The following is a 13,358-nucleotide window of genomic DNA, read 5'->3' as shown; positions in this document are numbered from 1 at the left end:
AGTCCCCCTCCCGGCGGCCGGATACCGGACTCCCAAAGACCTGAAATCCTATATGCGCATTATGCCCGTTCGGGGTGACGGATGATCCGCTTGCGGAATGCTTGTACGACCATCACCCCGCGCCTGTGGACAACTCCCGTCACGTTTCCGGGAATCCGGCCATGCTGGCGTTCGAAGGCGGAGCCCGGCCGGCCCCGCCGGGACGGACGTGTGCGACGCGAAGGGCGACGGGGGACTGTGATGCATCCGATGGTGAAGCCGGCACTGCGCCAGGGTTGGCGCGATCTGAACACCGTGCAGTTCGGCATGACGCCGGCCCACGCGATCACGCTGGGCCCGGTGGACCCGGCCACGGGCAGCTTCCTGCGGCTGCTCAACGGCACCCGGGGGCTGCCGCTGCTGCGCGAGGAGGGGCGCCGCATGGAGCTGTCCGAGGGGCATGTGGACGCCCTGCTGCGAAGGCTCGGCCGGGCGGGGCTGCTCGACGACCCCCGGGGCGGTGCGGCGGACGCGGAGGCGCTGCGGGAGAGAGGGGACGCGCTGGACCGGCTGCGTCCCGACCTCGCCTCGCTGTCGCTGTCCACCTCACGTCCCGGCGCCGCTCTCGGACTGCTCGCCGCCCGCCGTTCGCTGCGGGTGCGGGTGCACGGGGCGGGCAGGGTCGGGGCGGTGCTGGCCGCGCTGCTGTCCGGTGCCGGGGTGGGCGAGGTCGACGTGCGGGACGTGGGGCGCGTGGAGCCGTGGGACGTGGCGCCGGGCGGGCTGCCGGCCGAGTCGGTGGGCGAGCGCCGGGACGAGGCGGCGCGGGCTGCCGTACGCCGCGCGGCCCCGGACCGCCCGCCGCGCCGGTCCCGCGCCTCCCCGTCGGCCGGGCCCGCGACGGCGGAGGCGGGCCTGTCCCTGGTGATCGTCGCGCCGCGCGACGAGGTGGCCGTGCACGCCCCCGACCCGTTCACCACCGAGCGGCTGATGGCCTCCGGGACACCGCACCTGTATGCCGGGGTGGTGGAGGGCACGGGTGTGGTCGGTCCGCTGGTCCTGCCCGGGGAGACGAGCTGCGCGGGCTGTCTGCACGAGGAGCGCACGGACGGTGACCCCGCGTGGCCGCGCCTGGTCACCCAGTGGCGGTGCGGTGCGGCGCGCCGGGTGGGCGCCTGTGATCTCACGCTGGCCGTCGCGGTGGCCGGACTCGCCGCGGCGCACGCCCTGACTTTCCTCGACGGCGGGTCCCCGTCCAGCGCCGGGACCCGCTGGGAGGCGTCCCTGCCCGCTCTGACCTGGCACTCTCGGCCGGTCCCCGCGCACCCGGCATGCGCGTGCGGCGCGGTGGAGAAAGGAAAAGGGAAGGGAAAGGGAGCCGCAAAGGGGGAGCACTCCTCAGCCGGCGGGGTGCCGCGCGCGACAATGGCGGTGCAACGGCCGTCGGCCGGGCGACGACGCGAGTCGGGCGCGGCGGGGCCGACAGGGACTTGGAGGGCGCATGTCTGATCTTCCCCGGAAGGCGGTCACCCGGACCGCCAAGCTCGCCGCGCTCCCGCTCGGCTTCGCCGGCCGGGCGACGTGGGGGCTGGGCAAGCGGATCGTGGGCGAGTCGGCGGAGATCGTCGGCCGCGAGCTCCAGCAGCGCACGGCCGAACAGCTCTTCAAGGTGCTCGGCGAGCTGAAGGGCGGCGCGATGAAGTTCGGGCAGGCCCTGTCCGTCTTCGAGTCCGCGCTGCCCGAGGAGGTCGCCGGTCCCTACCGTGCCGCGCTGACCAAGCTCCAGGAGGCCGCCCCGCCGATGCCGACCCGCACGGTGCACGCCGTGCTCGAGGAGCGGCTCGGCGAGCAGTGGCGGGAGCTGTTCCTCGAATTCGAGGACAAGCCGGCGGCCGCGGCCTCCATCGGCCAGGTGCACCGGGCGGTGTGGCACGACGGCCGCGAGGTGGCGGTCAAGGTGCAGTACCCGGGCGCGGGCGAGGCGCTGCTCTCCGACCTGAGCCAACTCAGCCGGTTCGCGCGGCTGTTGGGGCCGCTCATCCCGGGCATGGACATCAAGCCGCTGATCACGGAGCTGCGGGACCGCGTCTCCGAGGAGCTGGACTACGCGCTGGAGGCCCAGGCGCAGGCCGCGCACGCGGCGGAGTTCGCGGACGACCCCGACGTGCTGGTTCCCGCGGTGGTGCACCAGTGCGAGCAGGTGCTGGTCACCGAGTGGATCGACGGCATCCCGCTGTCGGAGATCATCTCGGACGGCACCCCGGAGCAGCGCGACCGCGCCGGGCAGTTGTTGGCCCGTTTTCTCTTCTCCGGCCCGGCCCGCACCGGTCTGCTGCACGCCGATCCGCACCCGGGCAACTTCCGGCTGCTGCCGGGCGGCCCGGAGGGCGAGGACGACTGGCGCCTGGGCGTGCTGGACTTCGGCACGGTCGACCGGCTCTCCGGCGGGCTGCCCCTGCCGATCGGCATCTCGCTGCGGCTGACGCTCGACGGTGACGCCGACCGTGTCTACCGGCTGCTGTGCGGCGAGGGGTTCATCAAGGAGTCCATCGACCTGGACCCCGACGCGGTGCTCGACTATCTGCTGCCGATCATCGAGCCGGCCCGGGTGGACGCCTTCACCTTCACCCGCTCCTGGATGCGCGGCCAGGCGGGGCGGGTCGCCGACCCCCGCTCCCCCGCCTACCAGCTCGGCAAGCGGCTCAACCTGCCGCCCGCCTACCTCCTGATACACCGCGTGACCCTCAGCACCATCGGCGTGCTCTGCCAGCTGGGCGCGACCGTGCGGCTGCGGCAGGAGCTGGAGGACTGGCTGCCCGGGTTCGTGGAGATGGAGGACGAGCCTGTGGACGAGGCCCTGGAGGAGACCGCGGACGAGGCGTGACGGACGCGCCGCGGGGGCCGGTCCGTCGGACGGACCGGCCCCCGCGGGGCGGAAGGCTCGGCCTCCCCGGGAGGGGGAGGCCACCACTTCGGGTGTGCTGCCTGGGGTGTGCGCCTACTGCATGACGGCCATGGCGAGCGCCCGCCGGGCACGCAGCGAGGCGCGCTCGGCCCGGCGCTGCATCCGCCGGGCGGTGGCCAGGCGCGCGGCCTGGCGCTGCCGCTCGGCCTCCTGCAGGCGCTCGTGCATATGCGCACGGGCGAGGGCTTCTGGGATGAGTTGCATCTCTCGGGTCCTGTTCTTCTGGCGCGAACCGGTCACGCCGTGGGTGCTGAGGTCTGGGGTCGCGGAGCGCATGGGCTCGTCTGCGGACGTCTTCATCGGGGCCTGCTTCATGGGGTCGTGCGTGAGGGGGCGGTCGATCGTTCCTGGGGTGTTCATGCCGTGACCGGGTTCTTGCGCGGACGGCCACGGGGGCGCTTGCGGGCCACGACGACACCCTGGACGAACAGCTCCCCGCCCCAGACGCCCCAGGGCTCGCGACGCTCCTTGGCGCCGGCGAGGCAGGCCTCGACCAGCGGGCAGGTGCGGCAGAGGGACTTGGCGTACTCCACGTCCGCCGGGGACTCGGCGAAGAAGACCTCCGGGTCGTAGGACCGGCAGGGGACGGGGGTGCCGAGGCTCTCGATGGCGTCGTCGAGCGCGGTGAGCGTGGTGAGCGCGGTGAGGGGGAACAAAGCGGGGTCCTCCGTGGAGCCGGGCGGGGGGAGCGTTTGTGAGGGCGGTACGGACGGGGCGTGCGCTTCGAGTTGCACGGGGTGTCTTCCTCGTCTTTTCGTTCCGGCCGGTTGACCGGTTGTCGGCTGGGTACCGGGTCGTTCCTTGTCCCGAGGCCCCTTCGCTCCGTCGACCCCGTTCGGGGAAAACAGAAGGGCCGCGGTACCCGGGTGGGGTTCCGCGGCCCTGAAGGCGCCGGCCTGATCGACTGTCAGGCTGGATCACTCCAGGGTTCTGGCCCACGGAAGGCCCACATCAGGTGGTGCTGCGTCGTCTGCTGCTGGAATCCGGCACCGGCCGCGAAGGCATAGGCGTGTGCCTGTGCCTCTACCGCTTCCAGTGCCTTGGTCGGTCGCTCATTGCGCTCGCGGACAGGGAGACCCGCGAGGGACAGGGCGGAGGCGGGGCGACCGGCGGGAATGCCGGACACACCGGTGCCCTGGGTGAAGGCGCCGAACATGCACAGGGAGACGGTCGAGCGATCGGTCATTTTGGCCGAGCTGCTGAGGATGCTGGTGTTGATGCTGATCACGGGACTCGCCTCCTTTCGGCGCCTTGGGGGACCGGTGAACCGGTCCGTCGGATATGTAAGTACAGCACGGAATCACAGCCTTCGAGAAGGCCGCCGTTTCCGTGTCTAGAACCTATGGGGATTCGCGGGGCGTGCGCAAACTATTTTTTCGACGAGTTCGTATCAGTCGTCAACGCGCGTCATCCGCCGTGTTCTCCGGGCCGTCGAGGGGGTCTCGCCCCGGCTCCGGCGCCAGGTCGGCGCCCGCGCAGATGGCCAGGACGTCGGCGCCGTAGCGGCGCAGTTTGCGGTCCAGGACGCCGGGGATGCGGGACAGTTCGGCCGGGGTGTCCGGGCAGGTCTCGGCGATGGCGATGAGGGTGCGGTCGGTGAAGACGCAGAAGTCCGGCTGTCCGCTGAGCCCGGCCTCGGCCGCGCGCCATTCCCTGAGCCGTTCGTACAGTCCCTCGTCCATGTCGGAGGGGCAGTCCTCACAGCGCATCAGCTTCATCTCGCCCGCGTCGGTGAGCGTGCGGCCGCAGACCCGGCAGCGGGCCGGGGAGCGCTGGGTGCGCCGGGGGACGGCCAGGACACCGCCGCCGCCACCGCTTCCCGTGCCGCCGGTGCCGCGTTCGACACCGCCGAGGGCGCCGGCGCCCGGACGGCCGACGGTGGGGGTGGTGCCGGGGCGCAGCCCGTCGAGGAAGCGGCTGGGCTTGCGGTTGGCACGGCCGCCGGGGGCGCGGGAGAGGGACCAGGAGAGATGGAGCCGTTCGCGCGCGCGGGTGACGCCGACATAGAGGAGACGGCGTTCCTCCTCGATCTGCTCGTCCGTCTTGGCGTAGGTGATCGGCATCATGCCCTCGGCGACGCCGACCAGGAAGACGGCGTCCCACTCCAGGCCCTTGGCCGCGTGCAGGGAGGCGAGGGTGACGCCCTGGACGGTGGGGGCGTGCTGGGCGCCGGCCCGCTCGTCCAGCTCCGCTACGAAGTCGGAGAGGGCGGCGCCGGGGTGGGCGGCGGCGAAGTCCTGGGCGAGGTGGGCGAGGGCGGCCAGCGACTCCCAGCGCTCGCGGGTGGCGCCGGAGCCGGCCGGGGGCTGGGCGGTCCAGCCCTCGCCGGAGAGCACGGCGCGCACCTGGGAGGGCAGGTCGACGGCCTCGTCGAGGAGGGAGTCGTTGCCGCCGAAGCGGGCGGCGGCGCGCAGGGCGGTCCCGGCCCGGCGCACCTCGGGCCGGTCGAAGAAGCGCTCGGCGCCGCGCAGCTGGTAGGGGACCCCGGCGTCCGCGAGGGCCTGCTCGTAGGTCTCGGACTGGGAGTTGGTGCGGAACAGGATGGCGATCTCGGCGGCCGGGACGCCCGCGTCGATCAGCTCGCGGATGCGGCGGGCGGCGCCCTCGGCCTCGGCGGGCTCGTCGGTGTACTCGACGTAGACGGGCTCGGGTCCCGCTCCGCGCTGGGAGATCAGCTCCAGGCGGTGGTCGGCGGCGCGGCCGTGGGCCTGGGCGAGCAGGCCGTTGGCGAGGCGGACCACCTGGGGCGTGGAGCGGTAGTCCCGGACCAGCTTGACGACGGTGGCGCCGGGGTGGCGCTCGCGGAAGTCGAGGAGGTGGTCCGGCGTTGCTCCCGTGAACGAGTAGATGGTCTGGCTGGCGTCCCCGACGACGCACAGGCTGTCGCGGTCGCCGAGCCACAGCTCCAGCAGGCGCTGCTGGAGGGGGCTGACGTCCTGGTACTCGTCCACCACGAAGTGCTGGTACTGGGAGCGCACCTGGTCGGCGATGTCGTGCCGGTCCTGGAGCACGGCCACGGTCAGGAGGAGCACGTCCTCGAAGTCGATGACCGAGCGGGCGCTCTTGAGGTTCTCGTAGGCCGCGTAGAGGTGGGCGATCTCGGCGGGGTCGCGGGGGGTGTCACGGCCGGACTTCGCGGCCGCGTACGCGTAGTCGGCGGGGACGGTCTGGGTGACCTTGCACCACTCGATCTCGGCGGTGGCGTCCCGCAGCTCGCTGCGGTCCAGGCGGAGCCCGCAGGCGGTGGCCGCGTCGGCGACGAGCTGGATCTTGCGCTCGACCAGCCGGGGCAGGGAGCCGCCGACCGCCTTCGGCCAGAAGTACTGGAGCTGGCGCAGGGCTGCGGAGTGGAAGGTGCGCGCCTGCACGCCCTGGGCGCCGAGCTGGCGGAGCCGGCCGCGCATCTCGCCCGCGGCGCGGTTGGTGAAGGTGACGGCGAGCACGCTGGAGGGCTGGAGGATGCCCGCGCGCACCCCGTAGGCGATGCGGTGGGTGATGGCGCGGGTCTTGCCGGTGCCCGCTCCGGCCAGCACGCACACCGGCCCGTGCAGTGCGGTGGCGACCTCGCGCTGCTCGGGGTCGAGCCCTTCCAGCACCGCGTCGGCCGAGTCCGGTGTCCGCGGGAAGAGGGGGGAGTGCGTTGCTGCTGTCACACAGCCATGCTGCCAGGTCGCCCGGGACGACCGCGTCCGTTGTCCACAGGCGGGGCCCTGCGGTCGTACTAATGCGGCGGGTGTCACAGTGGCCGCCGGGGTGCCGGGAATTACGCTCCGCTTTCGCGCGTTGCCCCACTGCACGAACCCCTTCCCGAGCTGCCTGAGGAGCGCGAGAGACCATGCAGGGCACTGTGACGATGTACAGCACGACGTGGTGCGGCTACTGCCGTCGGCTGAAGAGCCAGCTGGACCGCGAGGGCATCGGTTACACCGAGATCAACATCGAGCAGGACCCGGAGTCCGCCGCGTTCGTGGAGAAGGCCAACGGGGGCAACCAGACGGTGCCGACCGTGCGCGTCGTCCCGGCCGCCGGTGGCGAGGAGGTCGTGATGACCAACCCGAGCCTCGCCCAGGTGAAGCAGGCGCTCGGCGCCTGACCCGGGCGTGAGAGTCGTAAAAACGGAGTCGTAAAAACATACGAGAACCCCGGCCGTCCCCGCAGAGGGCGGCCGGGGTTCTCGTATGTCCGCGGACCTTCTAGAACGCGCTCCGCGTCGGCAGCGGCTTGCCGTACCACAGCTCGATCAGGCGGGCGGCGATGGAGATGCCGTACGGCGGGAGGACCTCGCCGGACTCGAAGGCCTCGCCCAGTTCCTCGCGGGAGAACCAGCGGGCCTCCTCGATCTCGTCGCCGTCGGCGTCGATCTCGGTGGAGGTGGCGTGGGCGAAGAAGCCGAGCATGAGGCTGGACGGGAACGGCCAGGGCTGGCTGGCGACGTACTCGACGCGGCCGACGGTGATGCCCGCCTCCTCGAAGACCTCGCGGCGCACCGACTGCTCGATGGACTCGCCCGGCTCCACGAACCCGGCGAGCGTGGAGAAGCGGCCCTCGGGCCAGTGGACCTGGCGGCCGAGCAGGATGCGGTCCTGCTCGTCGGTGACGGCCATGATCACGGCCGGGTCGGTGCGCGGGTAGTGCTCGGCACCGCAGGCCTGGCAGCGGCGGATGTGCCCGGCGGCGGCGATGACCGTGCGCTCGCCGCAGCGGGAGCAGAAACGGTGGGTGCGCTGCCAGTTCTCCAGGCCGACCGCGTGCACCATGAGCCCGGCGTCGCGCGGGGAGAGCAGCAGCCCCGCCTCGCGCAGCCCGGCGGGCCGGGCGGACTGGTCGATGCGGCCGGGCAGGGAGTCCTTCTGGAGGGCGAAGTAGCTGACGCCGTCCTCGTCCTCGCCCAGGAAGTAGCGGTGGGCCTCGGTGAGCGGCGCCTCGAAGGAGGGCGTCATGACGAGTTCGGTGCGCCCGTCGGGCGTCTCGTCGATGAGGACCTGGCCGCCGGAGACCACGAAGCAGCGGGTGGAGGGGTGGCTCCACGCCGCCGCGAGCCAGGCCTCGTCGAGCCGGTGGTGGGCGGCGCGGTCGATGCCGCTCGGGGCGGTCAGCGAGATGGGTCGGTCGGCGGTGTGGTCGGTCCAGGTGGTCACGGGTGCTTCCAACTCCCCCAATGGAACGGTTCGGTTCGGCGGGCGGTTCGGCGGGACATAGGGCGGCGGGCACCGGCTGGGGTGCGGTGGGGCGGTCGGGGCGTTCCTTCCAGTGTGCCCGGCGCGGGCGGACGCCCGGTGCCGTGGCCGCCGGTCAGGGGGCAACCCCGTTCTCGGCGAGGTCGCTCCACAGGTAGGCGGTGGTCTCGACGCCCTTGAGGAGGAGGTCCAGCTCGACCTTCTCGTTCGGGGCGTGCCAGCCGTCGGACGGGATCGAGATGCCGAGGAAGAGCACCGGGGCGCCCAGGACCTCCTGGAGGTCGGCGGCGGGTCCGGAACCGCCCTCACGGGTGAAGCGGACCGGGCCCTGGAACGCGCGCTCCATGGCGCGTACGAGGGAGCGCAGCGCCGGGTGGTCCAGCGGGGTCAGACACGGGCGCGTGCCGGAGCTGAAGCGGATGTCCAGCTGGATTCCGGCGGGCACCTGGTGGGCGGCCCAGGCGCGGACGGCCTTCTCGACCTGGCCGAGGTCCTGGCCCGCGACCAGGCGGAAGGACAGCTTCACCATGGCCGAGGACGGGATGACCGTCTTGCTGCCGGCGCCCTGGTAGCCGCCGCCGATGCCGTTGACCTCGGCCGTCGGGCGGGCCCAGATCCGCTCCAGGGTGCTGTAGCCGGCCTCGCCGTGGGTGGCGTGCGACTTGGCGGTGCGCAGCCAGCGCTCCTCGTCGAAGGGCAGCTCCGCGAACAGCTCGCGCTCGCGGTCGGTCAACTCCACCACGCCGTCGTAGAAGCCCGGGATCGCCACCCGGCCCTCGTCGTCGTGGAGGGCGGCGACCAGGCGGGCGACGGCGGTGGCCGGGTTGGGCACGGCGCCGCCGAAGGAGCCGGAGTGGATGTCCTGGTACGGCCCCTCCAGGCGGATCTCGCACTCGGCGAGGCCGCGCATCCCGGTGCAGACGGTGGGGGTGTCGGCGGACCACATGCCGGTGTCGGAGACGATCACGGCGTCGGCGGCGAGCCGGCCGGCGTGCTCCTCGACCAGGGCGCGGAAGTGCGGCGAGCCGGACTCCTCCTCGCCCTCCACGATCAGCTTCAGGTTGACGGCGGGGGCGGTGCGGCCGGTCGCGGCGAGGTGGGCGCGGACGCCGAGTGTGTGGAAGAACACCTGGCCCTTGTCGTCGGCGGCACCGCGCGCGTACAGCTTTCCGTCGCGGACGACGGGCTCGAAGGGGTCGCTGTCCCAGCCGTCCTCGCGGGCGGCGGGCTGCACGTCGTGGTGGCCGTAGACCAGGACGGTGGGGGCGTCGGGGTCGTCCGAGGGCCACTCGGCGTACACCGCCGGGGCGCCGGGGGTCGGCCAGACCTCGGCGACCGGGAAGCCGGTCTCCCTGAGCTTCTCCGCGAGCCAGTCGGCGCTGCGGCGCACGTCCTCGGCCCGCTCGGGCTGGGCCGACACCGAGGGGATGCGCAGCCACGCGGCGAGATCGTCGAGGAAGGCGGCGCGGTGCCGCTCGATGTACGCGTGGACGGCGCTGTCCGGGGTCTGGCTCATACGCACGAGCCTATCGGCCCGCGCGGACATCCTCTCCGGGCGGTTCGTCACACCCGGCTTCCCCGACCGGCCCTTTCTCCTCCTCACGGAGGAGCTCCTCGCCGCCGGAGGCCTTCTCCCCGCCCAGCAGCCGTTCCAGCTCCGCGCGGCCGGGCAGGTCCGCCGGACGGACGACGTCGCCGGTGCGCACGTACAGGAACGCGGCCGTGACCGACTCGGGCGGGACGCCCTGCTGCTCGGCCCAGGCGAGCCGGTAGACGGCGAGCTGGAGGGGGTCGGCGCTCTGGGTGCGGCCGGTCTTCCAGTCGAGGATCTCGTACGTCGCCGCGTCACCCTCGCCGTCCTTGTAGACGGCGTCGATCCGCCCGCGTACGACCCGGCCCCCCAGCGAGAGCTGGACGGGGACCTCGGCGCGGTAGGGGGTGCGGTGGGCGTACTCGGTGCGCTCGAAGGCCGCCTTGAGCTCTTCGAGGTCCGCCTCGTCCGCGATCTCGGCGTCGGCGCCGGGCAGCTCGTCCGGCTCCAGCATGGGCAGGGTCAGCTCCTCGAAGCGGGCCTCGACCCAGGCGTGGAACCGGGTGCCCCGGCGTGCGGCCGGGCGCGGGGGGCGCGGCATGGGGCGCGCGAGTTCCTGCGCGAGCCCGTCCGGGTCCTCCGCGAGCTGGAGCACCTGGGTGGCGGTGAGCGTGGCGGGCAGCGGTACGTCCGTGACGGCGCGCCTGGCGCGCAGCAGCTCGGCGGCGAGCGCGTCCAGGTCGCGGTCCCAGGAGGCGAGGGTGCGGGCCTCCTCGGGGGTCAGGGGGTCGTCGAAGGCCGGGGGCTCCTCCGGGGCGGGGGGCGCCTCGGAAACCCGGGTCACCTCGGAAACGGGGGTCTCCTCGGAAACCGGGGTCTTCTCAGGGATCTCCCCCAGGGGCGCGGTGTCCTCGGGGGCGGGGGCCTGGTGCGGGATCAGGGGGCGCTCGGTGCTCAGCCGCTCCCAGTCGCCGGGGTTCTCGGGGTCCTCAGGGCCCGGCCCGTAGGGGTCCTCCTCGTACGGCGGGTCGTCGTACGCGGGCTCGTACGGTTCCTCGTCCTCCGGCGCCGTGGGCCACTCGGGGTCCTCGTACGCGGGCGGCGGCCCGGCCGGCGCGTCCAGGTGGGCGCGGACGATCCGGGCGGCCTCCTGGCGGCGTGCGAAGGCGGCCCGGTCCAGCGGGAGCGGCCACACCTGGTCGGCGTCGGCCGTGTGCAGGGCGGGGTTCTCCTCGCCCTCGGCGGGCTCCTCCGCCCACGCCTCGGTCTCGCCGTACCCGGCGGCGCAGTGGTCGTGCAGCGCCTGGAGGAAGTCGGAGGGTCCGCGCGGCTTCTGCTGGCTGGGTCCCCACCAGTGGCCGGAGCCGAGCAGGAGGGAGCGGGGGCGCGTGAAGGTGACGTAGCCGAGGCGCAGCTCCTCGGTGTGCTGGTGCGCCTTCATGGACTCGTGGAAACCCTTGATGCCCTTCGCGTCCCAGGAGTCCACGTCGGGCAGCGTGTCGGTGTCGCCGCGCAGGGCGTGCGGGAGCACCTTGGCCTGTGCGGTCCACTTGTCGCGGCCCTGGGCGCTGGGGAAGGTGCCGGTGACCAGGCCGGGGACGGCGACCACGTCCCACTCCAGGCCCTTGGACTTGTGCGCGGTGAGCACCTTGACGGTGTTCTCGCCGCCGGGGAGGGCGTTGTCGAGCCCCTTCTCGTACTGCGCGGCGGTGCGCAGGAAGCCGAGGAAGGCGAGCAGGGTGGCCTCGCCGTCGCCTGCGGCGAAGGAGGCGGCCACGTCGAGGAAGTTGGCCAGGGTCTCGCGGCGGCGGGCGGCGAGCGCGTGCGGGGAGGCCGACAGCTCCACCTCAAGGCCGGTGACGGCGAGGACCCGGTGCAGGACGTCCATGAGCGGGTCGGACAGGGAGCGGCGCAGGTCGCGCAGTTCGGCGGCGAGCCGGGCGAAGCGTACGCGCGCGTCCGGCGAGAACGGCAGCCCGTCGTCGTCGGCGCCCGCGTCCAGGAAGGTGTCCAGCGCGTCCGCGAGCGAGGTGACCTCGGCGGGGTCCACGCCCTCCACGGCCTGGGCGAGCCTGCGGTCGGGGTCGTCGCCGCCCGCGTCCGTGTGGGCGACGAGCAGCCGGGCGCGGCGGCCGAGGAGCGCGAGGTCGCGGGGGCCGATGCTCCAGCGCGGGCCGGTCAGCAGACGGACCAGGGCGGCGTTGGCGCCGGGGTCCTGGAGGACCTCGCAGACGGCGACCAGGTCGGCGATCTCGGGCAGGTGCAGCAGCCCGGAGAGGCCGACGACCTCGACCGGCACGTCCCGGGCGACCAGCGCGCCCTGGATCTCCGCGAAGTCGCCCGCCGTGCGGCACAGGACGGCGATCTCGCCGGGCGGGGTGCCGGTGCGCACCAGATGGGCGAGGGAGTCCGCGAGCCAGGCGATCTCCTCGGCGTGGGTGGGCAGCAGGGCGCAGCGCACCATGCCGTCGCGTTCGGCGCCCGGGGCCGGGCGCAGGGCCTCCACGCCCTCGTGCATGGCGCGCAGGGGTTCGGCGAGACCGTTGGCGAGGTCGAGCAGCCGGCCGCCGCTGCGGCGGTTCTCACTGAGCGCCCGGCGCCCCGCGGGCGTGCCGTCGGCGTGGGCGAAGTGCTCGGGGAAGTCGTCCAGGTTGGCGACGGAGGCGCCGCGCCAGCCGTAGATGGCCTGGCAGGGATCGCCGACGGCGGTGACGGGGTGCCCGGTGCCCGCGCCGAAGAGTCCGGCGAGCAGCACGCGCTGGGCGACGGAGGTGTCCTGGTACTCGTCCAGGAGGACCACCCGGAACTCCTCGCGCAGCACGCGGCCCACCTCGGGGATGCCGGCGAGGCGGGCCGACAGGGCGATCTGGTCGCCGAAGTCGAGCAGGTCGCGTTCGCGTTTGGCGGCGCGGTAGCGCTCGACGAGCCCGGCCAGTTCCCGGCGGGCGGCGAGGGTCTCGGGGACCTTGCGCAGGTCGGCGTTGCTGAGTTTGACCCCCTGGAGCGTCTCCAGGAGGCCGGCGTCCCAGGCGCGCAGGTCCGCCGGGTCCACGAGGTGTTCGGACAGCTCGGAGTCGAGTGCGAGCAGATCGCTGACCAGGTCCGCGAAGGAGCGGGTGAGCGCGGGGTACGGGCCCGGCGCCTCGCGCAGCACGCGCGCGGCGAGCTGGTAGCGGGTGGCGTCGGCGAGCAGCCGGGAGCTGGGTTCCAGGCCGAGTCGCAGACCATGGTCGGTGAGCAGCCGTCCGGCGAAGGCGTGGTACGTCGAGATGACCGGCTCGCCCGGCGGGTTGTCCGGGTCGATCGCGTCGGGGTCGGTGATCCCGGCCTTGACCAGCGCCTTGCGGACGCGCTCGGCGAGTTCTCCGGCCGCCTTGTTGGTGAAGGTCAGGCCGAGCACCTGCTCGGGGGCGACCTGTCCGGTGCCGACCAGCCAGACCACGCGCGCGGCCATCACCGTCGTCTTGCCCGAACCGGCCCCGGCCACGATCACCTGCGGGGCGGGCGGCGCGATGATGCAGGCCAGCTGCTCCGGGGTGAAGGGGATGCCGAGCAGCTCCTTGAGCTGCTCGGGGTCGGTGATGCGCGCGGACATTCGTCAGAGGCTAGCGGCGGACACCGACAGCCGGGCGCGCGGGACGACGTATGCGCAGTTCAGGGGGTGCGTGGAGTGCCGTACGTCACTTCACGCGCCCTCGCTCGCCCT

General features: G+C 73.5%; 10 protein-coding genes. 3 read left to right on the top strand and 7 right to left on the bottom strand.

The features are described 5' to 3' along the window. Positions 1-240: 240 nt before the first annotated feature. The gene (locus AB0898_RS03730; protein ID WP_366801177.1) at positions 241-1,488 is read left to right on the top strand and encodes a ThiF family adenylyltransferase; all 1,248 of its coding nucleotides are present in this window, start codon (positions 241-243) and stop codon (positions 1,486-1,488) included. After that, complete coding sequence (locus tag AB0898_RS03725; protein WP_366801176.1) at positions 1,481-2,863, top strand: AarF/ABC1/UbiB kinase family protein; 1,383 nt, start codon at positions 1,481-1,483, stop codon at positions 2,861-2,863. Before AB0898_RS03730 ends, AB0898_RS03725 begins: the two co-directional genes overlap by 8 nt. 114 nt (positions 2,864-2,977) lie before the next feature. On the opposite strand, the gene AB0898_RS03720 is transcribed toward AB0898_RS03725, so the two are convergent. The 4 genes from AB0898_RS03720 to AB0898_RS03705 all read right to left on the bottom strand — a co-directional run bounded on the left by AB0898_RS03720 (position 2,978) and on the right by AB0898_RS03705 (position 6,597). Then, a complete protein-coding gene (locus tag AB0898_RS03720) occupies positions 2,978-3,304 on the bottom strand; it encodes a hypothetical protein (RefSeq protein ID WP_366801175.1) in 327 nt (108 codons plus the stop codon). Continuing rightward, positions 3,301-3,678 (bottom strand): WhiB family transcriptional regulator, encoded by a 378-nt coding sequence (locus AB0898_RS03715; RefSeq protein WP_366801174.1) that lies wholly within the window; start codon positions 3,676-3,678, stop codon positions 3,301-3,303. Before AB0898_RS03715 ends, AB0898_RS03720 begins: the two co-directional genes overlap by 4 nt. A gap of 173 nt (positions 3,679-3,851) precedes the next feature. Further along, positions 3,852-4,172: a hypothetical protein gene (locus AB0898_RS03710; RefSeq protein ID WP_199585007.1), complete on the bottom strand. Its 321-nt coding sequence runs from the start codon at positions 4,170-4,172 to the stop codon at positions 3,852-3,854. Positions 4,173-4,341: 169 nt separating this feature from the next. Beyond that, complete coding sequence (locus tag AB0898_RS03705; protein ID WP_366801173.1) at positions 4,342-6,597, bottom strand: ATP-dependent DNA helicase UvrD2; 2,256 nt, start codon at positions 6,595-6,597, stop codon at positions 4,342-4,344. 182 nt (positions 6,598-6,779) lie between these two features. On the opposite strand from AB0898_RS03705, the gene AB0898_RS03700 reads away from it, so the two are divergent. Further along, on the top strand, positions 6,780-7,037 hold the full coding sequence (locus AB0898_RS03700) for a mycoredoxin (RefSeq protein ID WP_018544379.1): 258 nt from the start codon (positions 6,780-6,782) through the stop codon (positions 7,035-7,037). Positions 7,038-7,137: 100 nt separating this feature from the next. Here the strand turns inward: AB0898_RS03700 and nudC are convergent, their stop codons facing one another. The 3 genes from nudC to AB0898_RS03685 form a co-directional block, all read right to left on the bottom strand. Further along, positions 7,138-8,082, bottom strand: a complete 945-nt coding sequence (gene nudC, locus AB0898_RS03695) for an NAD(+) diphosphatase (protein ID WP_366801172.1) — start codon at positions 8,080-8,082, stop codon at positions 7,138-7,140. A gap of 154 nt (positions 8,083-8,236) precedes the next feature. Continuing rightward, positions 8,237-9,637: a dipeptidase gene (locus AB0898_RS03690; protein ID WP_366801171.1), complete on the bottom strand. Its 1,401-nt coding sequence runs from the start codon at positions 9,635-9,637 to the stop codon at positions 8,237-8,239. Between the two features lie 10 nt (positions 9,638-9,647). Continuing rightward, the gene (locus tag AB0898_RS03685) at positions 9,648-13,247 is read right to left on the bottom strand and encodes an ATP-dependent DNA helicase (RefSeq protein WP_366801170.1); all 3,600 of its coding nucleotides are present in this window, start codon (positions 13,245-13,247) and stop codon (positions 9,648-9,650) included. Between the last annotated feature and the right edge of the window lie 111 nt (positions 13,248-13,358).

The organism is Streptomyces sp. NPDC005435 (genome assembly GCF_040703155.1).
In the GTDB taxonomy this organism is placed as follows: domain Bacteria; phylum Actinomycetota; class Actinomycetes; order Streptomycetales; family Streptomycetaceae; genus Streptomyces.
Note: the sequence above shows the minus strand (reverse complement) of the source record. Positions and strands in the feature narration are given on the sequence as shown.

What these genes read in the sequence shown, in the direction of transcription:
- AB0898_RS03690 (WP_366801171.1), bottom strand. Translation starts at nt 9,637, where the DNA reads ATGAGCCAGACCCCGGACAGCGCCGTCCACGCGTACATCGAGCGGCAC.
- AB0898_RS03730 (WP_366801177.1), top strand. Translation starts at nt 241, where the DNA reads ATGCATCCGATGGTGAAGCCGGCACTGCGCCAGGGTTGGCGCGATCTG.
- AB0898_RS03685 (WP_366801170.1), bottom strand. Translation starts at nt 13,247, where the DNA reads ATGTCCGCGCGCATCACCGACCCCGAGCAGCTCAAGGAGCTGCTCGGC.
- AB0898_RS03725 (WP_366801176.1), top strand. Translation starts at nt 1,481, where the DNA reads ATGTCTGATCTTCCCCGGAAGGCGGTCACCCGGACCGCCAAGCTCGCC.
- AB0898_RS03720 (WP_366801175.1), bottom strand. Translation starts at nt 3,304, where the DNA reads ATGAACACCCCAGGAACGATCGACCGCCCCCTCACGCACGACCCCATG.
- AB0898_RS03700 (WP_018544379.1), top strand. Translation starts at nt 6,780, where the DNA reads ATGCAGGGCACTGTGACGATGTACAGCACGACGTGGTGCGGCTACTGC.